Here is a 25,861-nt window from a genome sequence, read left to right on the forward strand (position 1 = left end):
CGGGTGCTATCTTCGGCGAAAATAAAAGGCTGGACTATGCTTAGTGGCAGTAACTGACTGTTAAGGCATAGAAAAATGAAAGTATTTGATCTCCAGCGGATGGCGTTTGATAAAGTTCCTCCTGAATTTCTGGGCGAAGTGGCGCTGCGTAGCCTGTATACCTTCGTCCTCGTCTTCCTGTTTCTTAAAATCACCGGCCGCCGCGGCGTGCGGCAGATGTCGCTCTTTGAGGTGTTGATCATCCTGACGCTGGGCTCGGCGGCGGGGGACGTCGCCTTTTATGACGATGTGCCGATGGTGCCGGTGTTTATCGTTTTTGTCTCACTGGCGCTACTTTACCGCCTTGTCATGTGGCTGATGTCGAAAAGCGAAAAGCTGGAAGATCTGCTTGAAGGGAAGCCGGTCGTTATCGTCGAGGACGGACAGCTGGCCTGGGAAAATGTACAAAGCGCCAATATGACCGAGTTTGAGTTCTTTATGGAGCTTCGCCTGAATAGCGTTGAACAGCTCGGGCAGGTGCGTCTGGCGATCATGGAAACCAACGGGCAGATCAGCGTCTATTACTATTCTGACGACGAGGTGAAGCCGGGACTGTGTATCCTGCCGGATATGCTCATTGAGCGTTTCAGAACGGTACCGGAATCAGGCGAGTATGCTTGCGTAAGATGTAGCCATGTTGTCGCGATGCAGCCGGGGGATCGTCAATTATGCCCCCGCTGTGCAAATCCGGAATGGACGAAGGTTAGCCGGGCCAAACGCATTACCTGACAGCCATTTTGTCGGTTTTGTCTTAGCGAGGCGGCAGATTGTTTTGTGTGACGCGGGGCACATTTCACGGGTCATAAGTTTTAGACATTGCGGCGCGTGTCACTGAATGATAAAACCGATATCCACAGTTATAACTTATGGCTTTTAGCGTGGTGAGGGGAAATGGCTCAAGTCTTTAATTTCAGTTCAGGTCCGGCAATGTTACCGGCAGACGTGCTTAAACAGGCTCAACAGGAACTCTGTGACTGGAACGGTCTCGGTACGTCGGTGATGGAAATCAGCCACCGTGGTAAAGAGTTTATTCAGGTGGCGGAAGAGGCAGAAAAGGATTTTCGCGATCTGCTGAATATTCCCTCGAACTACAAAGTATTGTTCTGTCACGGCGGTGGGCGCGGCCAGTTTGCGGGCGTTCCGCTGAATATCCTCGGTGACAAAACGACGGCTGACTACGTTGACGCGGGTTACTGGGCAGCAAGCGCCGTTAAAGAAGCGCATAAATACTGCACGCCGAATGTTATCGACGCCAAAGTAACCGTTGACGGTCTGCGCGCCGTGAAGCCAATGAGCGAGTGGCAGCTTTCCGATAACGCAGCGTATCTGCACTACTGCCCGAACGAAACCATTGACGGGATTGCCATCGACGAGACGCCAAACTTCGGCAGCGATGTCGTGGTTGCCGCCGACTTCTCCTCCACCATTCTGTCTGCGCCAATTGATGTCAGCCGCTACGGCGTTATCTATGCGGGCGCGCAGAAAAATATCGGCCCGGCCGGTTTGACTATCGTCGTCGTGCGTGAGGACCTGCTGGGTAAAGCGCATAAATCCTGCCCGTCGATTCTCGATTACACCGTGCTGAACGATAACGATTCGATGTTCAATACCCCACCAACGTTTGCCTGGTATCTCTCCGGCCTGGTCTTCAAATGGCTGAAGCAAAACGGCGGCGTGGCGCAGATGGACAAGGTCAATCAGCAGAAAGCTGAACTCCTGTATGGCGTGATCGACAAGAGCGATTTCTACCGCAACGATGTGGCGAAAGCTAACCGTTCCCGCATGAACGTGCCGTTCCAGCTGGCGGACAGCAGCCTGGACAAAGTGTTCCTGGAAGAGTCCTTCGCGGCAGGCCTGCATGCGCTCAAAGGTCACCGTGTCGTTGGCGGCATGCGTGCCTCCATCTATAACGCGATGCCGCTGGAAGGCGTTAAAGCCCTGACGGATTTCATGATCGACTTCGAACGTCGTCACGGTTAATTTGCTGTTTTTCACCCCCGCAGCGTCCCTGCGGGGTTTTTATTATGTTGAGTTGAGAGTTTAGTTTTCATGGAATCCCTGACGTTACAACCTATCGCGCGGGTAGATGGCACCATTAATCTGCCTGGTTCAAAAAGTGTCTCGAACCGCGCTCTGCTGCTGGCAGCTCTGGCAAACGGCACCACCGTCCTCACAAACCTGCTGGACAGCGATGACGTGCGCCATATGCTCAATGCGCTGAAAGCGTTGGGCGTTCATTACACTCTCTCCGACGATCGTACCCGCTGCGAAGTGACCGGCAACGGCGACGCGCTGCGCTCGGGCGAAGAGCTTGAGCTGTTTTTGGGCAACGCGGGTACCGCGATGCGCCCGCTGGCGGCGGCCCTGTGCCTGGGTAGCAACAACATTGTGCTGACCGGCGAGCCGCGCATGAAAGAGCGTCCGATTGGTCACCTTGTGGATGCTTTGCGTCAGGGCGGCGCGCAGGTTGAGTATCTTGAGCAGGAAAACTATCCGCCACTGCGTCTGCGCGGCGGTTTTACCGGCGGTCACGTCGAGGTGGACGGCAGCGTCTCCAGCCAGTTCCTGACGGCACTGCTGATGACCGCGCCGCTGGCACCGCTGGATACGGTTATCACAATTAAAGGTGAGCTGGTCTCCAAACCGTACATTGATATCACGCTGCACCTGATGAAAACCTTCGGCGTTGAGGTGGAAAACCAGTCCTATCAGCGCTTCGTGTTGCGCGGGGCGCAGCAGTACCAGTCTCCGGGCAACTACCTGGTTGAAGGGGATGCGTCATCCGCGTCCTACTTCCTTGCCGCGGGTGCGATTAAAGGCGGCACGGTAAAAGTGACCGGTATTGGCCGTAACAGCGTGCAGGGCGACATCCGTTTTGCGGACGTGCTGGAAAAAATGGGCGCCATTGTCACCTGGGGCGATGACTTCATCTCCTGTACCCACGGTGAGCTGAACGCCATCGACATGGACATGAACCATATCCCGGATGCGGCGATGACCATTGCCACGGCGGCGCTGTTTGCCAAAGGCACTACCACGCTGCGTAACATCTACAACTGGCGCGTAAAAGAGACGGACCGCCTGTTCGCGATGGCGACCGAGCTGCGAAAAGTCGGTGCCGAGGTGGAAGAGGGCGAAGACTACATTCGCGTGACCCCTCCGGCAAAACTGCAGTTTGCGGAAATCGGCACCTACAACGATCACCGCATGGCGATGTGCTTCTCGCTGGTGGCGTTGTCAGACACGCCGGTTACTATTCTTGATCCGAAATGTACGGCGAAAACCTTCCCGGACTACTTCGAACAGCTGGCACGCATTAGCACGCTGGCCTGATAACGTATTGCCGCATCGCCCGATGCGGCATTTCCTTACGCTTCATTACGAACACCTCCGCTCATTTCTTCTACACTCTGCTTCAATCATTCCGTAATTTGCACGCAAAGGTAACAGTTGCGCACGTTGGCGCGTATAATGCGCGGCGTTCATATAAACGGTATGCCTTATTTAAGGAGAAAAAGATGACGGCAGTTGCCCCGGTAATCACCATTGATGGGCCGAGTGGCGCAGGGAAAGGTACTCTGTGCAAAGCGATGGCGGAAGCATTGCAATGGCATCTTTTAGATTCGGGAGCAATCTATCGCGTGCTGGCGCTGGCCGCGCTGCATCACCATGTGGATGTCGCGTCTGAAGAAGCGCTGGTTCCGCTGGCTGCGCATCTGGATGTGCGTTTCGTATCGACCGATGGCAACCTGGAAGTCATCCTTGAAGGGGAAGACGTGAGCGGCGAAATCCGTACGCAGGAAGTGGCTAATGCGGCCTCTCAGGTCGCTGCGTTCCCGCGCGTTCGTGAGGCGCTGTTACGTCGTCAGCGCGCTTTCCGTGAAGCCCCGGGGCTGATCGCTGACGGACGCGATATGGGAACGGTGGTATTCCCTGATGCGCCAGTGAAAATTTTCCTTGACGCCTCTTCGGAAGAACGTGCTCAACGCCGCATGCTTCAGTTGCAGGAAAAGGGGTTTAGTGTTAACTTTGATCGCCTTTTATCCGAGATAAAAGAGCGCGATGACCGCGATCGTAACCGCGCCGTCGCCCCACTTGTTCCTGCAGAAGATGCATTAGTTCTGGATTCAACCAGTTTAACTATTGAGCAAGTGATTGAAAAAGCGCTACAATATGCGCGCCAAAAACTGGCACTCGCGTAATCGCGACCGATTTAGCAGTACCCCCGCTGCAATGGATTGACGGCGGGTATGTGAAACAACCCCATCCGGCACGGAGCCAGGTGGACGTTAATATTAACCTGAAGATTAAACATGACTGAATCTTTTGCTCAACTGTTTGAAGAATCCTTAAAAGAAATCGAAACCCGCCCGGGTTCCATCGTTCGCGGTGTTGTTGTTGCTATCGACAAAGACGTAGTACTGGTTGACGCCGGTCTGAAATCTGAGTCCGCCATTCCGGCAGAGCAGTTCAAAAACGCCCAGGGCGAGCTGGAAATCCAGGTTGGTGACGAAGTTGACGTTGCTCTGGACGCAGTAGAAGACGGCTTCGGTGAAACCCTGCTTTCTCGTGAGAAAGCTAAACGTCACGAAGCATGGATCACGCTGGAAAAAGCTTACGAAGAAGCTGAAACTGTGGTCGGTGTTATCAACGGCAAAGTTAAAGGTGGCTTCACTGTTGAGCTGAATGGTATTCGTGCGTTCCTGCCAGGTTCTCTGGTAGACGTTCGTCCAGTTCGTGACACTCTGCACCTGGAAGGCAAAGAGCTTGAGTTCAAAGTAATCAAGCTGGACCAGAAGCGTAACAACGTTGTTGTTTCCCGTCGTGCCGTTATCGAATCCGAAAACAGCGCAGAACGCGATCAGCTGCTGGAAAACCTGCAGGAAGGCATGGAAGTCAAAGGTATCGTTAAGAACCTCACTGACTACGGCGCATTCGTTGACCTGGGCGGCGTTGATGGCCTGCTGCACATCACCGACATGGCGTGGAAACGCGTTAAGCACCCAAGCGAAATCGTGAACGTGGGCGACGAAATCACTGTTAAAGTGCTGAAGTTTGACCGCGAGCGTACTCGTGTATCCCTCGGCCTGAAACAGCTGGGCGAAGATCCATGGGTAGCTATCGCTAAGCGTTACCCAGAAGGTACTAAACTGACTGGTCGCGTAACCAACCTGACTGACTACGGCTGCTTCGTTGAAATCGAAGAAGGCGTTGAAGGTCTGGTGCACGTTTCCGAAATGGACTGGACCAACAAAAACATCCACCCATCCAAAGTTGTTAACGTTGGTGATGTAGTGGAAGTGATGGTTCTGGATATCGACGAAGAACGTCGTCGTATCTCCCTGGGCCTGAAACAGTGCAAAAACAACCCATGGCAGCAGTTCGCGGAAACCCACAACAAGGGCGACCGTGTTGAAGGTAAAATCAAGTCTATCACTGACTTCGGTATCTTCATCGGCCTGGACGGCGGCATCGATGGCCTGGTTCACCTGTCTGACATCTCCTGGAACGTTGCAGGCGAAGAAGCAGTTCGTGAATACAAAAAAGGCGACGAAATCGCTGCAGTTGTTCTGCAGGTTGACGCAGAGCGTGAGCGTATCTCCCTGGGCGTTAAACAGCTCGCAGAAGATCCGTTCAACAACTGGGTTGCACTGAACAAGAAAGGCGCAATCGTAAACGGTAAAGTGACTGCAGTTGACGCTAAAGGCGCAACCGTAGAACTGGCTGACGGCGTTGAAGGTTACCTGCGCGCTTCTGAAGCTTCACGTGACCGCGTTGAAGATGCCACTCTGGTTCTGAACGTAGGCGACGACGTTGAAGCTAAGTTCACCGGTGTTGACCGTAAGAACCGTGCAATCAGCCTGTCTGTTCGTGCTAAAGACGAAGCTGATGAGAAAGATGCAATCGCAACTGTTAACAAACAGGAAGATGCAAACTTCTCTAACAACGCAATGGCTGAAGCTTTCAAAGCAGCTAAAGGCGAGTAATATCAGGTTCTCAGCATCATTTGCGCTGTAACGCATTTACAGCGTGAAGGATGAGGAGCAAACTTGACAGATTGCAGGATTCGTCCTGTAATCAATAACAAAGGGCGGCTACGGCCGCCCTTGTTTAATGAGCTGTTCAGCTAATTGGTTTGAAAGGAACCGGAGGAATCATGACCAAGTCAGAATTGATTGAAAGACTTGCCAGTCAGCAACCGCATATCCCTGCAAAGGCAGTGGAAGATGCCGTAAAAGAGATGCTGGAGCATATGGCCTCCACTCTTGCCCAGGGCGAGCGCATTGAAATCCGCGGTTTCGGTAGTTTTTCTCTGCACTATCGTGCTCCACGTACCGGGCGTAACCCGAAAACTGGCGATAAAGTCGAGCTGGAAGGCAAGTACGTTCCACACTTTAAGCCGGGTAAAGAACTGCGCGATCGCGCCAATATTTACGGCAACTGAGTTTAGCCAGCCGGTTAAACTGGGTTCGAAAGAAAGCACCTGCGGGTGCTTTTTTTGTCTCTGTCGCTTTCCTTCTGAAGGTGCCCCGCATTTTTCTGTTTCGTTTTCTGCAAACCGATAAAAACAGAACAGCGCGCGCTGTAAAACGTACTTTTCCCATCTGACAATTCGCTCTGCCTGATTAGATACTGCCCCTCTGAAACAGGGAGGTAGCAATGGGAATTCCCGCGCTTAGCGTCTGCGTCATTCTGGCAATAGCCCCGTTACTCTGGTTACCTGAACTGCCATCACGCCACACCGTGTGGATAATGATCGTTGGCGGGGTCGTGCTGGCCGCACGGCGAAACGTACGACTGAAGTATGCGGGTCTCACGCTGTTATTTTGCGTGTGGGGTATTCTGGCTGCGAAGGAGAGCGTCTGGCCGATGCAGCATTTAACGACGGGGGCCGTGCAGGCTGAGGTAGCAATTACCGCCACAGATGGCGCAACGCAGCATCAGGGAAACATTCTCCGCGTTGATGGCAAGCGCTGGTGGGCCTCTACAGGTGTAACGCTGTATGGAAATTATCTGCCAAAGAAAGCGTGTGCCGGCCAGCGCTGGAGTATGACGCTCAGGCTCAGGCCTGCTCATGGCGAACTGAACGACGGCGGCTATGATTCCCAGCGCAGCGCTTTTGCCCGGCACCAAACGCTTAGCGGGCGTTTCACCCGTGCGGAACTCGTTGATGGACGCTGCAGCCTGCGAGCGCAATATCTCATATCACTGCAAAACCGCCTTTCTGCTTACCGATGGGGGGCGGTCATTCTCGGACTGGGAATGGGCGAACGTCTGGATGTGCCCCGGGAAATAAAAGACCTGATGCGTGAAACAGGGACGCTGCATCTGATGGCTATTTCGGGTCTGCATATCGCGCTGGCGGCATCCCTCGCTTGGTTACTCGCGCGTGGGATTCAGTTTTTATTACCCAGCCACTGGATCCAATGGCAAATGCCTCTTCTGGCCGGGTTATGCTTTGCCGCGATCTACGCCTGGCTAACCGCTCTTCAACCACCTGCGCTACGAACGGTCATCGCGCTGGCTGTGCTTGCAATGTTGCGTATCGCTGCCCGGCAATGGTCTCCATGGCAGGTATGGGTGTGCTGTATCGCGGCGATCCTGATAAGCGATCCCTTAGCCATACTCTCGCAGAGTCTGCTCTTGTCTGCATTTGCTGTCGCTGCGCTGATTTTCTGGTTTCAGTGGCTGCCTCTTCCTGGCTGGCACCGGGTACGACGTATACGGCCGCTGCTGAACCTGATCTATCTGCAGGTCGGCATGCTGATGCTGCTGATGCCGCTACAGGTTCTGATTTTCCATGGATTCAGCATCTCCTCCCTGGTCGCGAATCTCTTTGCCGTTCCCCTGGTGACGTTTGTCTCCGTGCCGCTGATCCTGCTCGGCATGCTGCTTCATCTGCTGCCGCTGGCGGCACCGGAAAGCGTCGTCTGGTTCGCAGCCAATAAGTCACTTGCGGGGCTGTTCTGGCTCCTCATGCGCCTGCCTGACGGCTGGCAGAGTGTCGATCAACGCTGGCAGTACATGACGCTACTGCCCTGGCTTATCATCATTGGCTGGCGCTTTCGTGCCTGGAAAACCCTTCCTGCCGTTTGTCTTGCAGGAAGTGTTTTACTCACATTTCCTCTCTGGAGAACGGAAAAAAACGAGAGTTGGACGCTGCATATGCTGGATGTAGGGCAGGGGCTGGCGATGGTCATTGAACGGCAGGGAAAAGCCATTCTCTATGATACCGGGCTCGCCTGGCCGGGCGGGGATAGCGCGCAGCGGTTGATTATCCCGTGGCTTCGCTGGCATCACCTGCGGCCTGAAGGCGTTATTCTCAGTCATGAACACCTCGACCATGCGGGAGGACTCGCATCGTTGCAAAAAGCGTGGCCGGACGCGTGGGTAAGAAGCCCGTTGCGCCAGGCGGGACATCGGCCCTGTTTTCGCGGGCAGAGATGGAAATGGCAGGGACTCTCCTTCACTGTCCACTGGCCCCCCGAAAATTACCCGGCTCAGGGAAATAACCATTCCTGCGTGGTAAAGGTGGACGACGGTGAGCAGAGCGTTCTGCTAACGGGGGACATTGAAGCGCAAGCGGAACAGGCTATGCTTAGCCATTACTGGCGTTATCTGACGTCCACGCTTATACAGGTGCCCCATCATGGCAGCAATACTTCGTCGTCATTGCCGCTGGTACAGCGGGTGGAAGGTCAGATCGCACTGGATTCCGCGGCCCGCTATAACGCATGGCGATTCCCGTCGGCAAAAGTTGTCCGACGCTATCGAAAAGAGGGGTACATCTGGCACGATACCCCTCATTCTGGACAAATATCGGTGACATTCTCGCAACATCACTGGCAAATCCGGCGCTTGCGAGAGCAATTTTTACCCGTTTGGTATCATCAGTGGTTTGGCGAGCCCGTCGATAACGGGTAGAATATGCGGCTATTTCAACGAATGCTGGTTTTTTGAATGCATAACGACAAAGATCTCTCCACGTGGCAAACCTTCCGCCGACTCTGGCCGATGATTGCACCCTTTAAAGCAGGCCTGATCGTGGCGGGTGTAGCGTTAATCCTCAACGCAGCCAGCGATACTTTTATGCTATCGCTCCTCAAACCGTTACTGGACGACGGTTTTGGTAAAACGGATCGCTCAGTGTTGCTATGGATGCCTCTGGTGGTTATCGGACTGATGATCTTACGCGGCATCACCAGCTATATTTCCAGCTACTGTATTTCCTGGGTATCAGGGAAAGTGGTGATGACCATGCGCCGTCGCCTGTTCAGCCACATGATGGGCATGCCGGTCTCGTTCTTTGACAAGCAGTCTACCGGGACGCTGCTGTCTCGTATTACCTACGATTCTGAGCAGGTTGCCTCCTCGTCCTCAAGCGCGCTGATCACCGTTGTGCGTGAGGGCGCGTCAATCATCGGTCTGTTCGCGATGATGTTCTATTACAGCTGGCAGCTGTCGATCATCCTTATCGTTCTGGCGCCGATAGTTTCTATTGCTATCCGCGTCGTCTCAAAGCGCTTCCGCAATATCAGTAAGAACATGCAGAACACGATGGGACAGGTGACGACCAGCGCGGAACAGATGCTGAAAGGGCATAAAGAAGTTCTGATTTTTGGCGGTCAGGACGTCGAAACCAAACGCTTTGATAAAGTCAGCAACAAAATGCGTCTGCAGGGGATGAAAATGGTATCGGCCTCTTCCATTTCTGACCCGATTATTCAGCTGATTGCCTCCCTGGCGCTGGCATTCGTCCTGTATGCAGCAAGCTTCCCGAGCGTCATGGAGACGCTGACGGCGGGTACTATCACCGTGGTCTTCTCCTCAATGATCGCCCTGATGCGTCCGCTGAAATCCCTGACGAACGTCAACGCCCAGTTCCAGCGCGGGATGGCTGCCTGTCAGACGCTGTTCAGCATTCTGGATTCCGAACAGGAAAAAGATGAAGGTACACGCGAGATTGAGCGCGCCCGTGGCGACGTTGAATTCCGCAATGTCACTTTCGCCTATCCTGGACGTGAAACGCCGGCGCTGCGTAATATCAACCTGTCCATTCCGGCGGGTAAAACCGTGGCGCTGGTGGGTCGTTCCGGCTCGGGTAAATCAACTATTGCCAGCCTGATCACCCGTTTCTACGATATTAACGAAGGTGAGATCCTCCTGGACGGTCATGATCTGCGGGAGTATACCCTGCAGTCGCTGCGTAACCAGGTGGCGCTGGTCTCCCAGAACGTGCACCTGTTCAACGATACTGTGGCAAACAACATTGCGTATGCGCGCACGGATGAATACAGCCGCGAGCAGATTGAGAATGCTGCGCGTATGGCCTACGCAATGGACTTTATCAACAAGATGGATAACGGTCTGGATACGATAATCGGTGAGAACGGGGTGCTGCTCTCCGGCGGTCAGCGTCAGCGTATCGCCATTGCGCGTGCGCTGCTGCGCGATAGCCCAATTCTGATTCTGGACGAAGCGACCTCCGCACTGGATACGGAATCTGAACGCGCTATTCAGTCTGCGCTGGATGAGCTGCAAAAGAACCGTACCTCGCTGGTGATTGCGCACCGTCTGTCGACTATCGAGCAGGCTGACGAAATCGTCGTGGTTGAGGACGGTATCATTGTTGAACGCGGAAGCCATGCTGATTTGCTGGAACACCGCGGCGTTTACGCCCAGCTTCATAAGATGCAGTTCGGCGAATGATTGCACGCATCTGGTCCGGTGAATCCCCGCTGTGGCTGCTGCTTTTGCCGCTCTCCTGGCTTTACGGCCTGGTGAGCGGCACTATCCGACTGTTTTACCGTCTGGGGCTGAAGCGTGCCTGGCGCGCGCCGGTTCCGGTGGTGGTGGTCGGTAATCTTACGGCGGGCGGCAACGGTAAAACGCCGGTGGTGATCTGGCTGGTGGAGCAATTGCAAAAACGCGGTATCCGCCCGGGTGTGGTATCGCGCGGATATGGTGGTAAAGCGGGGCGTTATCCGCTGCTGCTGACGGCGGAAACCACGACTGCCGAAGCGGGTGATGAGCCGGTATTGATTTTCCAGCGTACCGGCGCGCCGGTTGCGGTCTCCCCGATGCGCAGCGACGCCGTTCAGGCACTGCTTGCCGAACATGCGGTACAAATCATTATCACTGACGATGGCCTGCAACACTACGCCCTGGCGCGTGATAAAGAAATTGTGGTGATCGACGGGGTTCGCCGTTTCGGCAACGGCTGGTGGCTGCCGGCCGGACCTATGCGCGAACGCGCTTCGCGCCTTAAGTCCGTTGATGCGGTGATTTTGAACGGTGGTGAGGCAAAAGCGGGTGAAATCCCGATGTACCTGCAGCCAGGCCTGGCGATCAACCTGGTGACGGGTGAGCGCCGGTCGGTTGCTGAGCTGCCTTCACCGGTGGCTATGGCGGGGATTGGCCATCCGCCGCGCTTCTTTGCGACGCTGGAACAGTGTGGTGCCCGGCTGGAAAAACGCGTTCCGCTGGCCGACCACCAGGCGCTGGCGGAAGGGCAGGTAGACGCCCTGACCGTACCCGGGCAGTCGCTGATCATGACCGAAAAAGATGCGGTGAAATGCCGTGCCTTCGCGAAAGAAAACTGGTGGTATCTGCCGGTTGACGCTGAACTCAGCGGCGAGCAGCCGGAACGTTTGCTCAAGGAACTGATTGCGTTGGTGAAATAAACGCTTACGCGGTTCTGGTGGCGCTTTGACTGACAGGATAACGCATGTCTTTACCGCAACTCTCGCTTTCAGCCGCACGTCATTTACACCTTGCCGCGCAGGGGCTGCTTAAAAAGCCCCGCCGCCGCGCGCAGCCTGCCGATATTCTCTCGACCGTCCAGCGCATGTCGCTACTTCAAATCGACACCATTAGCATTGTGGCGCGAAGCCCTTACCTGGTGCTGTTTAGCCGTCTGGGGAATTATCCTTCGCAGTGGCTGGATGAGGCGCTCAGCAAGGGAGAGTTAATGGAGTACTGGGCGCACGAAGCCTGCTTCCTGCCCCGCAGCGATTTTGCCCTGGTTCGCCACCGTATGCTTGCTCCGGAAAAGATGGGCTGGAAATACCGTCAGGCGTGGATGCTGGAACATGCGGCCGAAATTGAGCAGCTAATCGCGCATATTCAGGATAACGGTCCCGTACGCTCCGCCGATTTTGAACACCCGCGCAAAGGCACCAGCGGCTGGTGGGAGTGGAAACCGCATAAGCGTCATCTCGAAGGGCTGTTTACCTCAGGCAAAGTCATGGTGATTGAGCGGCGTAATTTTCAGCGCGTGTACGACCTGACGCATCGCGTGATGCCGCACTGGGACGACGAGCGTGACCTGCTTACCCAGGAGGCGGCCGAGGCCATCATGCTCGAAAACAGCGCCCGCAGCCTGGGGGTTTTCCGCACGCAATGGCTGGCAGATTACTATCGCCTTCGCCAGCCCGCGTTGAAACCGCTGCTGGACATCTGGCAACGCGAACAGCGCGTCATCCCGGTCACGGTGGAAACGCTGGGCGAAATGTGGCTGCATGCGGATCTCCTCCCGCTACTGCCTCTGGCCCAGGAGGGGAAACTTCAGGCAACCCACAGTGCGGTGTTGTCGCCTTTCGACCCGGTCGTCTGGGACAGAAAACGCGCCGAGCAGCTGTTCGACTTTAGCTACCGGCTGGAATGTTATACCCCGGCGCCAAAGCGCCAGTATGGTTACTTTGTACTCCCGCTGCTGCATAAGGGGCAACTGGTCGGGCGCATGGACGCCAAAATGTACCGCAAGACCGGCACGCTTGAAATCATTGCGCTTTATCTGGAAGAGGGCGTCAGGGTGACGGCGAGCCTGGAAAAAGGGTTAACGTCCGCCATTAGCGAATTCGCGCGCTGGCAGGGCGCCCGCGACGTGACGCTGGGTCGGGTACCCGACGGGCTGTTTACATCCTGTCGAAGTGGCTGGGAAACAGGCACTCCCTGAAAAGGGAATGTGTTAAGCTTTAGCGATTACCCATACGGAGGAACTATGGATCACCGTTTACTTGAAATTATTGCCTGCCCGGTATGCAACGGCAAACTCTACTACAGCCAGGACAAACAGGAGCTGATTTGCAAGCTGGACAGCCTGGCTTTCCCGCTGCGCGATGGCATTCCGGTACTGCTGGAAAATGAAGCTCGTTCCCTGGTGGCAGAAGAGAGCAAACCATGAGTTTTGTTGTCATTATTCCTGCGCGTTATGCCTCAACGCGTCTGCCTGGTAAACCGCTGGTGGATATCAACGGCAAGCCGATGATTGTGCATGTTCTTGAGCGTGCGCGTGAATCCGGTGCCGATCGCGTGATTGTTGCTACCGATCATCCTGACGTCGCCCGAGCGGTTGAGGCAGCAGGCGGTGAGGTATGCATGACCCGCGCCGATCACCAGTCCGGCACCGAGCGTCTGGCGGAAGTGGTTGAGAAATGTGGTTTCAGTGATGATACGGTCATCGTTAACGTGCAGGGTGACGAGCCAATGATCCCGGCGGTGATTATCCGTCAGGTTGCAGAAAACCTGGCTCAGCGTCAGGTTGGTATGGCGACGCTCGCGGTGCCTATTCACCACGCCGAAGAGGCATTCAATCCGAATGCCGTGAAGGTGGTGATGGATGCCGAAGGCTATGCGCTCTATTTCTCGCGCGCCACCATTCCGTGGGATCGCGATCGCTTTGCGCTCTCTAAAGAGACCATCGGCGATACTTTCCTGCGCCATATTGGGATCTACGGCTATCGGGCCGGTTTTATTCGTCGATATGTTACCTGGGCGCCGAGTCCGCTGGAGCATATCGAAATGCTGGAGCAGCTTCGCGTGCTCTGGTATGGCGAAAAAATTCACGTTGCCGTTGCCAGCGAAGTGCCTGGAACGGGCGTTGATACGCCGGAAGATCTTGAGCGCGTTCGCGCCGAGCTGCGCTAATATCGTCTGCATCCCTCCTGCCGGGGGGATGTCCTCTCCCCGTTAATTCCCCTTTCTTTTCCCTAATTGATCTCTTCCGAGTGACATCTTCCTTCTGGACGCTCATTATAAAAGCAGTAGTCTTAATGGGGGTAATCTCATATGGAACAGCTGCGTGCCGAACTTAGCCATCTGCTGGGTGAGAAATTAAGCCGGGTCGAATGCGTGAGTGAAAAGGCCGATACCGCGCTTTGGTCGTTGTATGACAGTCAGGGCAACCCAATGCCGCTGATGGCCAGAAGTTTCACCTCGCCGGGCGTTGCCAGGCAGCTGGCATGGAAAATGTCGATGCTGGCGCGGGAGGGAACCGTCCGTATGCCGACGGTGTACGGCGTGATGACCCACGAGGAACACCCCGGCCCGGACATGCTGCTGATTGAGCGTTTACGCGGCGTGCCCGTTGAAGCGCCCGCGCGCACGCCGGAACGCTGGGAGCAGTTAAAAGACCAGATTGTCGAGGCGCTGCTGGCCTGGCATCGTCAGGATAGCCGCGGGCTTGTCGGTCCGGTCGACAGCACTCAGGAAAACCTGTGGCCGCTGTGGTATCGCCAGCGGGTGGAAGTGCTGTGGGGAATGCTTAACCAGTTCAACAATACCGGTTTAACCATGCAGGACAAACGTATTCTGTTTCGCACCCGCGAGTGCTTACCGGCGCTGTTCGACGGTTTTAATGACAACTGCGTGCTGATCCACGGTAATTTCACCCTGCGCAGCATGCTCAAAGACTCCCGTAGCGATCAGCTTCTGGCGATGTTGGGGCCGGGGATCATGCTCTGGGCTCCGCGCGAATACGAGCTGTTCAGGCTCAGCGACAGCGGGGCGGCGGAAGGTTTACTGTGGCACTACCTTCAACGCGCGCCCGTTGCAGAGGCGTTTCTCTGGCGGCGCTGGCTTTACCTGCTCTGGGACGAAGTCGCGCAGCTGGTGAATACCGGACGTTTTAATCGCGCAAATTTCGATCTGGCAACAAAATCACTCTTGCCCTGGCTCGCCTGACGATCCCTTCAGCCACTGCCAGAGGCGTCCGAGCGTCTCATAACCGACGCGATCGCTATGCATCAGCCAGGCCGGGGAGGGGATCGCCCGTTCCCACGGGTTGAGCGGCGCGTCGATGGCCATCTGGTTTGCCGGTGCGGGAAGCGGGTGCAGGCCTTGCTTCTCAAAGAAAATCATCGCGCGCGGCAGGTGTGAGGCGGAGGTCACCAGTAAGAACGGGACATCGCCTATTGCCTGCTTCACTGCTGCAGCCTCTTCTTCGGTATCTTTTGGGCTGTCGAGAGTGATAATTGAGGAACGCGGCACGCCGAGTGATTCCGCTACTCTGGCACCTGCCTCAGCCGTACTCACCGGGTTCGTTTTGGCTGCCGCGCCGGTGAAGATCATTTTTGATCCCGGATTTGCCAGCCAGAGGCGAATGCCTTCGTTTAGCCGTGGCAGGCTGTTGTTGATCAGGTTTGAACTGGGGGCCCAGTCAGGATCCCAGGTATATCCGCCGCCCAGCACCACGATATACGCCACTTTCTGATTTCCCTGCCATGTTGGGTACTTATTTTCGATGGGGCGTAACAGACCATCCGCGACCGGCTGCAGGCTCAACAGCAGCAGGACAAACCAGCCGAGCGTAATAAGCGTTTTGCCACTCTTCTGAAAACGACTGAACCACACCAGCGCCAGCCCCAGCGCGATGATGATGAGCAGCAGCGGAAGGGGAAGCATCATCCCTCCAATGTATTTCTTAAGGGTAAAAAGCATCCTTTTTGGTTCCTTTTTTGACCATATAGCAGGTGATTACCCGTGATATTACACCAGAGAGGTTCATTCTCCGCGCGGGTGTGACAAAATAGCGGTTTTGCAGTTAGCGAGTGGAACTCTCCCAATGCGGGATCGCAATTTTGATGACATCGCGGAAAAGTTTTCGCGCAACATTTATGGCACCACGAAAGGGCAGCTCCGTCAGACGATCCTCTGGCAGGATCTGGACACCATTCTGGCTACCTTTGGTGGGCAAACGTTGCGCGTGCTGGACGCCGGTGGCGGTGAAGGGCAGACGGCGATAAAAATGGCCGAGCGCGGTCATCACGTCACGCTTTGCGATCTTTCTGCTGAAATGGTCGCCCGCGCGACGCGTGCTGCAGAAGAGAAAGGTGTGAGCGACAACATGCATTTTATACAATGCGCCGCTCAGGACATCGCGCAGCATTTGGAAACCCAGGTTGATCTGATATTGTTTCATGCGGTGCTGGAGTGGGTTGCCGATCCGCAAAGCGTGTTACAAACCCTGTGGTCGATGTTGCGCCCGGGCGGCACGCTGTCGCTGATGTTCTACAATGCTAACGGCTTCCTGATGCACAACATGGTTGCAGGCAACTTCGACTATGTGCAGGTCGGGATGCCCAAAAAGAAAAAGCGCACGCTTTCCCCGGACTATCCGCGCGATCCACAGCAGGTTTATGGCTGGCTGGAAGCGATTGGCTGGCAGATCGTCGGGAAGACGGGCGTTAGGGTGTTTCATGATTATCTGCGTGAAAAACACAAACAGCGTGACTGTTTTGACACCTTAACAGAATTAGAAACGCGGTATTGCCGTCAGGAGCCTTTTATCAGCCTTGGCCGCTATATTCACGTCACCGCGCACAAGCCGCAGATGCAAGGATAACCTATGAGTGAATTTTCCCAGACAGTCCCCGAACTGGTTGCCTGGGCCAGGAAAAACGATTTCTCCATCTCGCTGCCGGTAGACAGACTCTCTTTCCTGCTGGCGGTTGCCACGCTGAACGGCGAACGGCTGGACGGTGAAATGAGCGAGGGTGAACTGGTGGATGCGTTCCGCCATGTCAGTGATGCGTTTGAGCAAACCAGCGAAACCATTAGCGTGCGTGCCAACAACGCGATCAACGATATGGTGCGTCAACGTCTGCTGAACCGCTTTACCAGCGAACAGGCGGAAGGAAACGCCATCTATCGCCTGACGCCGCTGGGCATCGGCATCACCGATTACTATATTCGCCAGCGTGAATTTTCCACGCTGCGTCTTTCCATGCAGCTCTCGATCGTGGCGGGTGAGCTTAAGCGTGCCGCCGATGCCGCGGATGAAAACGGTGACGAATTCCACTGGCACCGTAACGTCTACGCGCCGCTGAAATATTCGGTGGCCGAGATTTTCGACAGTATCGATCTGACCCAGCGTCTGATGGACGAACAGCAGCAGCAGGTGAAAGACGATATTGCCCAGTTGCTGAATAAAGACTGGCGAGCGGCCATCTCCAGCTGTGAACTTCTGCTGTCAGAAACCTCCGGCACGCTGCGTGAGCTCCAGGATACGCTGGAAGCCGCAGGGGACAAGCTGCAGGCGAATCTGCTGCGCATCCAGGACGCGACGCTGGCGCACGACGATCTGCATTTTATCGATCGTCTGGTCTTCGATCTGCAGAGCAAACTCGACCGCATTATCAGCTGGGGCCAGCAGTCAATCGACCTCTGGATCGGCTACGACCGACACGTGCATAAATTTATCCGTACCGCGATTGATATGGATAAAAACCGCGTCTTTGCTCAGCGTCTGCGTCAGTCGGTGCAGACCTATTTCGATGCGCCGTGGGCGCTGACCTACGCCAATGCCGATCGTCTGCTGGATATGCGCGACGAAGAGATGGCGCTGCGCGATGAAGAGGTGACCGGTGAACTGCCGCCGGATCTGGAATACGAAGAATTTAACGAAATTCGCGAGCAGCTTGCGGCGATGATCGAAGAACAGCTCGCTGTCTACAAAACCAGACAAGTGCCGCTGGATCTTGGTCTCGTGGTGCGCGACTATCTGGCGCAATATCCACGCGCGCGCCACTTCGACATTGCCCGCATTGTGGTAGACCAGGCGGTGCGCCTGGGCGTCGCGCAAGCAGATTTCACCGGACTGCCGCCGAAGTGGCAGCCAATTAACGATTACGGAGCCAAGGTACAGGCGCATGTCATTGACAAATATTGAACAAGTGATGCCCGTTAAGCTGGCACAGGCGCTGGCGAATCCGTTATTTCCGGCGCTGGACAGCCAGCTGCGTGCCGGTCGTCACATTGGCTTAGACGAGCTGGATAATCACGCCTTTTTGATGGACTTCCAGGAGTACCTGGAAGAGTTTTACGCGCGCTACAACGTGGAGCTTATCCGCGCGCCGGAAGGGTTTTTCTACCTGCGCCCGCGCTCCACGACGCTGATCCCGCGTTCCGTGCTCTCCGAGCTGGATATGATGGTCGGTAAAATTCTCTGCTACCTCTACCTCAGCCCGGAACGTCTGGCGAATGAAGGGATTTTCACCCAGCAGGAACTTTACGACGAGCTGTTGACGCTGGCGGATGAGAGCAAGCTGCTCAAGCTGGTGAACAACCGCTCCACGGGGTCGGATCTTGACCGTCAGAAATTACAGGAAAAGGTTCGCTCTTCCCTGAACCGTCTGCGTCGTCTGGGGATGGTCTGGTTTATGGGCCACGACAGCAGCAAATTCCGCATTACGGAATCTGTCTTCCGCTTCGGCGCCGACGTGCGTGCGGGCGACGACGCGCGTGAAGCGCAGCTTCGCATGATCCGCGACGGTGAAGCGATGCCGGTGGAAAACCATTTGCAGCTCAATGACGAGCATGAAGAGAATCTGCCGGATAGCGGGGAGGAAGAGTAATGATTGAACGCGGTAAATTTCGCTCACTGACGCTGATTAACTGGAACGGCTTCTTTGCCCGAACGTTCGATCTGGATGAGCTGGTCACGACGCTCTCCGGCGGTAACGGTGCGGGTAAATCCACCACCATGGCGGCCTTTGTTACGGCGCTGATCCCTGACCTGACGCTGCTTCACTTCCGTAACACCACCGAAGCGGGGGCCACAAGCGGCTCACGTGATAAAGGTCTGCACGGTAAGCTGAAGGCCGGCGTCTGTTATTCGGTTCTGGACGTTATAAACTCCCGTCATCAGCGTGTGGTGGTGGGCGTGCGCCTGCAGCAGGTCGCCGGTCGCGACCGTAAAGTGGATATCAAACCGTTTGCAATCCAGGGGCTGCCAACCTCCGTGCAGCCGACGGCGCTGCTCACGGAAACCCTGAACGAACGCCAGGCGCGCGTGTTGACGCTGCAGGAGCTGAAAGACAAGCTTGAGGCCATCGAAGGCGTGCAGTTCAAGCAGTTCAACTCGATTACCGACTACCACTCGCTGATGTTCGATCTGGGCGTGGTGGCGCGTCGTCTGCGCACGGCATCAGACCGTAGCAAATACTACCGCCTGATTGAAGCGTCGCTGTACGGCGGTATCTCCAGCGCGATTACCCGCTCCCTGCGCGACTACCTGCTGCCGGAAAACAGCGGCGTGCGTAAGGCCTTCCAGGATATGGAAGCGGCGCTGCGCGAAAACCGCATGACGCTGGAAGCTATTCGCGTTACCCAGTCTGACCGCGACCTGTTTAAACACCTGATCAGCGAAGCCACCAACTACGTGGCGGCGGACTACATGCGCCACGCCAACGAGCGCCGCGTGCATCTCGATCAGGCATTAGAATACCGTCGCGAGCTGTTTACCTCCCGTAAACAGCTGGTAGCGGAGCAGTACAAGCACGTTGAAATGGCGCGCGAGCTGGGCGAGCACAACGGTGCTGAAGGCGACCTGGAAGCCGATTATCAGGCTGCCAGCGATCACCTGAACCTGGTGCAGACCGCGCTGCGTCAGCAGGAAAAAATCGAGCGCTATGAAGCGGACCTCGATGAGCTGCAGATCCGTCTCGAAGAGCAAAATGAAGTGGTGGCTGAAGCCGCCGACATGCAGGAAGAGAACGAAGCCCGCGCCGAAGCGGCCGAGCTGGAAGTGGATGAGCTGAAAAGCCAGCTTGCCGATTACCAGCAGGCGCTTGACGTGCAGCAGACGCGAGCGATTCAGTACACCCAGGCATTGCAGGCATTACAGCGTGCAAAAGAGCTGTGCCATCTGCCTGACCTGACGCCGGACAGCGCCGACGAGTGGCTGGATACCTTCCAGGCAAAAGAGCAGGAAGCCACCGAGAAACTGCTCTCCCTCGAACAGAAAATGAGCGTTGCGCAAACGGCGCACAGCCAGTTTGAACAGGCTTATCAGCTGGTAGTCGCGATTAACGGCCCGCTGGCGCGTAACGAAGCCTGGGACGTTGCCCGCGAACTGCTGCGCGACGGTGTGAACCAGCGCCATCTGGCCGAGCAGGTTCAGCCGCTGCGTATGCGTCTGAACGAGCTGGAGCAGCGCCTGCGCGAGCAGCAGGAAGCCGAGCGTCTGCTGGCGGAATTCTGCAAGCGTCAGGGAAAAAATTACGATTTCGACGAGCTTGAGGCCCTGCATCAGGAGCTGGAAGCGCGTATTGCGGCCCTATCCGATACCGTATCAAACGCCAGCGAACAGCGTATGACCCTGCGTCAGGAGCTGGAGCAGATTCAGTCCCGTTCGAAGACGCTCCTGGAGCGTGCGCCGGTCTGGCTGGCGGCTCAAAGCAGCCTGAACCAGCTCAGCGAGCAGTGCGGCGAACAGTTCGAATCCAGCCAGGAAGTGACCGAATACCTGCAGCAGCTGCTGGAGCGCGAGCGCGAAGCCATCGTTGAGCGTGACGAAGTGGGCGCCCGCAAGCGCGACGTCGATGAAGAAATTGAGCGCTTAAGCCAGCCGGGCGGGTCAGAAGATCCGCGCCTGAATGCGCTAGCGGAGCGTTTTGGCGGCGTGCTGCTGTCCGAAATTTATGACGACGTTGGCCTGGACGATGCTCCGTACTTCTCCGCGCTGTACGGTCCATCCCGCAACGCGATTGTGGTCCCGGATCTGTCGCTGATTTCTGAGCAGCTTGCCGGCCTGGAAGATTGCCCGGAAGATCTCTACCTGATCGAAGGGGATCCGCAGTCGTTCGATGACAGCGTGTTCAGCGTCGACGAGCTGGAAAAAGCGGTGGTGGTGAAAATTGCCGACCGTCAGTGGCGTTACTCCCGCTTCCCTGAGCTGCCGCTGTTTGGCCGCGCCGCGCGCGAAAGCCGCATCGAGAGCCTGCACGCCGAGCGTGAAACGCTGTCTGAACGTTTTGCGACCCTGTCGTTTGACGTGCAGAAAACCCAGCGTCTGCATCAGTCGTTCAGCCGCTTTATCGGCAGCCATCTCGCCGTAGCGTTTGACGCAGATCCGGAAGCCGAAATCCGCAAGCTGAACACCCGCCGTAGCGAGCTGGAACGTGCGATTGCAAGCCATGAAAGTGATAACCAGCAAAGTCGCGTTCAGTTTGAACAGGCGAAAGAGGGCGTCGCTGCCCTTAACCGCATTCTGCCGCGCCTGAATCTGCTGGCGGATGACACGCTGGCTGACCGCGTGGATGAGATCCAGGAGCGTCTGGATGAAGCGCAGGAAGCCGCGCGTTTCGTTCAGCAGCACGGCAATCAGCTGGCGAAGCTGGAGCCCGTCGTGTCTGTCCTGCAGAGCGACCCGGAACAGTTCGAGCAGTTAAAAGAAGATTATGCCTGGTCGCAGCAGGTGCAGCGCGAAGCGCGTCAGCAGGCGTTTGCTCTGACGGAAGTGGTGCAGCGTCGCGCGCACTTTGGCTACTCCGATTCGGCTGAAATGCTGAGCGGTAACAGCGATCTGAACGAAAAACTGCGTCAGCGCCTTGAGCAGGCGGAGGCGGAACGTACTCGCGCCCGCGAAGCGATGCGCAGCCACTCCGCTCAGCTGAACCAGTACAATCAGGTGCTGGCCTCGCTGAAAAGCTCCTTCGATACCAAGAAAGAGCTGTTAAACGATCTGCAGAAAGAGCTTCAGGACATCGGCGTGCGTGCCGACAGCGGGGCAGAAGAGCGCGCGCGTATCCGTCGTGACGAGCTGCATTCACAGCTCAGCAATAACCGCGCGCGTCGTAATCAGCTGGAAAAAGCGCTGACCTTCTGCGAAGCCGAAATGGATAACCTGACCCGTCGCCTGCGCAAGCTGGAACGCGACTATCACGAAATGCGCGAGCAGGTCGTGACCGCCAAGGCGGGCTGGTGCGCGGTGATGCGCATGGTGAAAGACAATAACGTTGAGCGTCGCCTGCACCGTCGCGAGCTGGCGTATCTTTCTGCCGATGAGCTGCGTTCCATGTCGGATAAGGCGTTGGGTGCGCTGCGTCTGGCGGTGGCGGATAACGAACACCTGCGCGACGTGCTGCGTATGTCGGAGGATCCAAAACGTCCGGAACGTAAAATTCAGTTCTTCGTGGCGGTTTACCAGCACCTGCGCGAGCGTATTCGTCAGGACATTATCCGTACCGACGATCCGGTCGAAGCCATCGAACAGATGGAAATCGAGCTGGGCCGCCTGACGGAGGAGTTGACCTCCCGCGAGCAGAAGCTGGCGATCAGCTCCCGCAGCGTGGCGAACATCATTCGTAAAACCATTCAGCGCGAGCAGAACCGTATCCGCCAGCTGAACCAGGGTCTGCAGAGCGTGTCGTTTGGCCAGGTGAACAGCGTGCGCCTCAACGTCAACGTGCGTGAGGCCCACGCGACGCTGCTGGAAGTGCTCTCAGAGCAGCACGAGCAGCATCAGGATCTGTTCAACAGCAACCGTCTGACCTTCTCCGAAGCGCTGGCGAAGCTGTATCAGCGCCTGAACCCGCAGATTGATATGGGGCAACGTACGCCGCAAACCATCGGTGAAGAGCTGCTGGACTACCGTAACTACCTGGAAATGGAAGTTGAGGTAAACCGTGGCTCAGACGGCTGGCTGCGTGCGGAATCCGGGGCGCTCTCTACCGGTGAAGCGATCGGTACCGGGATGTCAATTCTGGTGATGGTGGTACAGAGCTGGGAAGATGAAGCGCGCCGCCTGCGCGGCAAAGATATCTCGCCATGCCGACTGCTGTTCCTGGATGAGGCGGCGCGACTTGATGCCCGCTCAATTGCCACGCTGTTCGAGCTTTGCGAACGTCTCGATATGCAGCTCATTATCGCGGCGCCGGAGAACATCAGCCCCGAGAAGGGCACCACCTACAAACTGGTGCGTAAGGTGTTCCAGAACAGCGAACACGTTCACGTTGTCGGTCTGCGTGGCTTTGCGCCGCAGCCGCCGGAGTCATTGCCGGAAACCACGGCGGACGCTTCCTGAAGCATGTTCTGTCCCGAAGCGGCGCACTGGCGCCGCTTTTTTTTTAAACTTAACTTGTGCTTGGGGCTGCGTTATCTTTAAACTTCTTTACATAAGGTAAGGCAACAGCTTAGCCGTCTACCTATAATGAAAGAAAGCCCCAGCGTGATGGGCATGTCGTGAAAACAGGGGGCAAGGGATGTTGCTAAAGAAAGAATGTGGTCGTCAGCTGTCTGCGCTGAGTTTATGCCTGGCAGTGATGTTTGCTCCGCTGTTAACCGCCCAGGCCGACGAGCCTGAAATTGTGCCGACTGACAGCTCGGCAACGACAGGCGCTCAGCCAACGTCGTTGTCCCAGCCGCTGGAGCAGTCTCCGGCGACGGCTATCATGGCCGGAATTAAACCGCTGCCGGAAGGCATCGACGCGGAATCGCTCAGTCAGCAGCTGCAGTCGGGGCTGCCATCAGGCTACACGCCTGTCTATATCAATCAGCTCACGCTCCTCTATGCCGCCCGCGATATGAAACCGATGTGGGAAAACCGCGATGCCGTGCGCGCCTTCCAGCAGCAGCTGGCGGAAGTCGCGATTGCAGGGTTTCAGCCGCAGTTTACAAAGTGGGTTGAGCTGTTAACCGATCCTGCCGTCACCGGGCAGGCGCGTGATGTGGTGCTTTCCGATGCCATCATGGGCTACCTGCAGTTCGTGGCGGGTATTCCGGTCAATGGCAACCGCTGGCTGTACAGCGATAAACCGTACAAGCTGGCGACGCCGGCGCTGTCGGTGATTAACCAGTGGCAGCTCGCGCTGGACAATGGCGAACTGCCGCGCTTTATTGCCAGCCTGGCACCGGCGCATCCACACTATGCCACTCTGCACCAGTCGCTCCTCGCGCTGGTGGGGGACACGCGTCCATGGCCGCAAATGCGCGGTACCGCGACGCTGCGTCCAGGGCAGTGGAGCAGCGATGTTCCTGCCCTGCGCGAGATCCTGACGCGTTCCGGTCTTCTTGACGGCGGGCCAAAGATTGCACTTCCGGGTGACGATCCACAAAACGTCGCCGTCAGCCCATCAGCGCCAGTAAAAGAGAAGAAAGCCGTTGTTCTGAGCAACAAACCCGCGGCTTACGATCGCGAGCTGGTTGCGGCCGTTAAACAGTTCCAGGCCGCTCAGGGGCTGGGGGCCGATGGCGTCATTGGCCAGACGACGCGCGACTGGCTGAACGTATCGCCTGCGCAGCGGGCAGGGGTGCTGGCGCTCAATATCCAGCGTTTGCGCCTGCTGCCGGGAACGCTCTCTACCGGGATTATGGTAAACATCCCGGCGTATTCCCTGGTCTATTATCAGGATGGTAGCGAAAAACTGGCGTCGCGCGTGATTGTCGGGCGTCCGGATCGTAAAACACCGATGATGAGCAGCGCGCTGAATAACGTGGTGGTTAACCCGCCGTGGAACGTGCCGCCGACCCTGGCGCGAAAAGACATTCTGCCGAAGGTCTGGAACGATCCGGGTTATCTGGAACGTCATGGCTATACGGTGATGCGTGGATGGAACAGTAAAGAGGCTATCGATCCTTATATGGTCGACTGGTCGACAATCACGGCGTCAAACCTGCCGTTCCGTTTCCAGCAGGCACCGGGGGCGCATAACTCTTTAGGGCGTTACAAATTCAACATGCCGAGTTCTGACGCTATCTATCTGCACGATACGCCGAACCACAATCTGTTCCAGAAAGATACGCGCGCGCTGAGTTCTGGCTGCGTGCGCGTGAACAAAGCCTCGGAGCTGGCCAATATGCTGCTGCAGGATGCGGGCTGGAACGATACGCGCATTTCGGATGCCCTGAAGCAGGGGGATACGCGTTACGTGAATATTCGGCACAATATTCCGGTCAATCTTTACTATCTGACTGCGTTTGTGGGCGAAGACGGGCGTACTCAGTACCGTACAGATATTTACAATTATGATCTCACCGCGCGATCCGGCGCACAAATTTTGCCAAAAGCGGAACAATTAATCAGGTAAATGAAGCAGTTCGGGAAAAATGATTGTCGTAAGTTAGGGTGAATAAGGGGCTATATCGCTGCAAGCCGCGTATTCACTGGGGTTGGGCGCCTTGACGTACCCGGTTTTGCCAGTTAAGGTGCCCTTCGTGCGCTAAGCATATTACGATTTCTTTTACCTGTAGACCTGATTATCATGGACAAATTTGACGCTAATCGCCGCAAACTGCTGGCGTTAGGTGGTGTTGCGCTTGGCGCAGCGGCCATCTTGCCGACGCCAGCATTTGCCACCCTCTCGACACCTCGTCCGCGAGTTTTAACGCTCAACAATCTCCATACCGGTGAGTCGCTAAAAGCGGAATTCTTCGATGGCAGAGGCTATATTCAGGATGAATTAGCAAGACTTAACCATTTTTTCCGTGATTTCCGCGCGAATAAAATAAAAGCCATCGATCCAGGACTGTTTGATCAGCTTTTCCGCCTTCAGGGCCTGCTGGGCACCAGCAGGCCGGTGCAGCTCATTTCTGGCTATCGCTCGATTGATACCAATAATGAACTGCGTGCCCACAGCCGCGGGGTAGCCAAAAAAAGCTATCACACCAAGGGACAGGCAATGGATTTCCATATTGAAGGCGTTTCGTTAGCCAATATTCGCAAAGCCGCGTTATCTATGCGCGCAGGTGGTGTAGGATATTACCCCAGCAGCAACTTTGTGCATATTGATACCGGTCCGGTTCGGCACTGGTAATAACGAAA

Annotated in this window: 20 protein-coding genes; 19 read left to right on the top strand and 1 reads right to left on the bottom strand. The window is 56.1% G+C overall.

Translation table 11 applies throughout. From position 1 onward, the window contains the following. Positions 1–75 precede the first annotated feature (75 nt). The 13 genes from SPG90_RS03090 (at position 76) to SPG90_RS03150 (ending at position 15,003) form a co-directional block, all read left to right on the top strand. Entirely contained in the window at positions 76–768 is a 693-nt protein-coding gene (locus tag SPG90_RS03090; protein ID WP_126302797.1) for a DUF421 domain-containing protein, read from the top strand. Positions 769–930: 162 nt separating this feature from the next. Continuing rightward, positions 931–2,019: a 3-phosphoserine/phosphohydroxythreonine transaminase gene (gene serC, locus SPG90_RS03095; protein ID WP_029739497.1), complete on the top strand. Its 1,089-nt coding sequence runs from the start codon at positions 931–933 to the stop codon at positions 2,017–2,019. A 69-nt stretch (positions 2,020–2,088) separates the two neighbouring features. After that, on the top strand, positions 2,089–3,372 hold the full coding sequence (aroA, locus tag SPG90_RS03100; RefSeq protein WP_047173348.1) for a 3-phosphoshikimate 1-carboxyvinyltransferase: 1,284 nt from the start codon (positions 2,089–2,091) through the stop codon (positions 3,370–3,372). Positions 3,373–3,557: 185 nt separating this feature from the next. Further along, a complete protein-coding gene (gene cmk, locus SPG90_RS03105) occupies positions 3,558–4,241 on the top strand; it encodes a (d)CMP kinase (protein ID WP_013097305.1) in 684 nt (227 codons plus the stop codon). A 111-nt stretch (positions 4,242–4,352) separates the two neighbouring features. Further along, positions 4,353–6,026 (top strand): 30S ribosomal protein S1, encoded by a 1,674-nt coding sequence (gene rpsA / locus SPG90_RS03110; RefSeq protein ID WP_008499966.1) that lies wholly within the window; start codon positions 4,353–4,355, stop codon positions 6,024–6,026. Positions 6,027–6,196: 170 nt separating this feature from the next. Then, entirely contained in the window at positions 6,197–6,484 is a 288-nt protein-coding gene (gene ihfB / locus SPG90_RS03115) for an integration host factor subunit beta (RefSeq protein ID WP_008499965.1), read from the top strand. Positions 6,485–6,699: 215 nt separating this feature from the next. Next, a complete protein-coding gene (locus SPG90_RS03120) occupies positions 6,700–8,964 on the top strand; it encodes a ComEC family protein (protein WP_126302796.1) in 2,265 nt (754 codons plus the stop codon). Between the two features lie 36 nt (positions 8,965–9,000). Next, entirely contained in the window at positions 9,001–10,749 is a 1,749-nt protein-coding gene (gene msbA / locus SPG90_RS03125) for a lipid A ABC transporter ATP-binding protein/permease MsbA (protein WP_023310998.1), read from the top strand. Continuing rightward, positions 10,746–11,723, top strand: a complete 978-nt coding sequence (lpxK, locus tag SPG90_RS03130; RefSeq protein WP_126302795.1) for a tetraacyldisaccharide 4'-kinase — start codon at positions 10,746–10,748, stop codon at positions 11,721–11,723. The genes msbA and lpxK overlap by 4 nt, the downstream gene beginning before the upstream one ends. Positions 11,724–11,767: 44 nt before the next feature. Continuing rightward, positions 11,768–12,997 carry a winged helix-turn-helix domain-containing protein gene (locus SPG90_RS03135; protein WP_047173351.1) on the top strand — a complete coding sequence of 410 codons (1,230 nt, stop codon included), beginning with the start codon at positions 11,768–11,770 and terminating at the stop codon, positions 12,995–12,997. 45 nt (positions 12,998–13,042) lie between these two features. After that, on the top strand, positions 13,043–13,225 hold the full coding sequence (ycaR, locus tag SPG90_RS03140) for a protein YcaR (protein WP_006174474.1): 183 nt from the start codon (positions 13,043–13,045) through the stop codon (positions 13,223–13,225). Next, entirely contained in the window at positions 13,222–13,968 is a 747-nt protein-coding gene (gene kdsB, locus SPG90_RS03145) for a 3-deoxy-manno-octulosonate cytidylyltransferase (RefSeq protein WP_023311001.1), read from the top strand. Before ycaR ends, kdsB begins: the two co-directional genes overlap by 4 nt. A 141-nt stretch (positions 13,969–14,109) precedes the next feature. Next, a complete protein-coding gene (locus SPG90_RS03150; RefSeq protein ID WP_126302794.1) occupies positions 14,110–15,003 on the top strand; it encodes a YcbJ family phosphotransferase in 894 nt (297 codons plus the stop codon). On the opposite strand, the gene elyC is transcribed toward SPG90_RS03150, so the two are convergent. Further along, positions 14,980–15,759 (bottom strand): envelope biogenesis factor ElyC, encoded by a 780-nt coding sequence (gene elyC, locus SPG90_RS03155; RefSeq protein WP_032658191.1) that lies wholly within the window; start codon positions 15,757–15,759, stop codon positions 14,980–14,982. The two genes, SPG90_RS03150 and elyC, sit on opposite strands and share 24 nt — an antisense overlap. A 124-nt stretch (positions 15,760–15,883) precedes the next feature. Between elyC and cmoM the strand changes: the two genes are divergently transcribed. From cmoM to SPG90_RS03185, 6 genes are all read left to right on the top strand, one after another. Further along, positions 15,884–16,663, top strand: a complete 780-nt coding sequence (cmoM, locus tag SPG90_RS03160) for a tRNA uridine 5-oxyacetic acid(34) methyltransferase CmoM (protein ID WP_023311004.1) — start codon at positions 15,884–15,886, stop codon at positions 16,661–16,663. A 3-nt stretch (positions 16,664–16,666) separates the two neighbouring features. Further along, positions 16,667–17,989 (top strand): chromosome partition protein MukF, encoded by a 1,323-nt coding sequence (gene mukF / locus SPG90_RS03165; RefSeq protein ID WP_023311005.1) that lies wholly within the window; start codon positions 16,667–16,669, stop codon positions 17,987–17,989. Beyond that, the gene (gene mukE / locus SPG90_RS03170; RefSeq protein WP_008499954.1) at positions 17,970–18,674 is read left to right on the top strand and encodes a chromosome partition protein MukE; all 705 of its coding nucleotides are present in this window, start codon (positions 17,970–17,972) and stop codon (positions 18,672–18,674) included. The genes mukF and mukE overlap by 20 nt, the downstream gene beginning before the upstream one ends. Further along, positions 18,674–23,125 (top strand): chromosome partition protein MukB, encoded by a 4,452-nt coding sequence (gene mukB / locus SPG90_RS03175; RefSeq protein ID WP_045354482.1) that lies wholly within the window; start codon positions 18,674–18,676, stop codon positions 23,123–23,125. Before mukE ends, mukB begins: the two co-directional genes overlap by 1 nt. Before the next feature lie 178 nt (positions 23,126–23,303). After that, positions 23,304–25,127: a L,D-transpeptidase gene (gene ldtD, locus SPG90_RS03180; protein WP_047173352.1), complete on the top strand. Its 1,824-nt coding sequence runs from the start codon at positions 23,304–23,306 to the stop codon at positions 25,125–25,127. 174 nt (positions 25,128–25,301) lie between these two features. Further along, entirely contained in the window at positions 25,302–25,853 is a 552-nt protein-coding gene (locus SPG90_RS03185; protein ID WP_023311008.1) for a YcbK family protein, read from the top strand. Positions 25,854–25,861: the final 8 nt, after the last annotated feature.

The organism is Enterobacter sp. D2, from assembly GCF_034427575.1.
Classification (GTDB): Bacteria; Pseudomonadota; Gammaproteobacteria; order Enterobacterales; family Enterobacteriaceae; genus Enterobacter; species Enterobacter cloacae_M.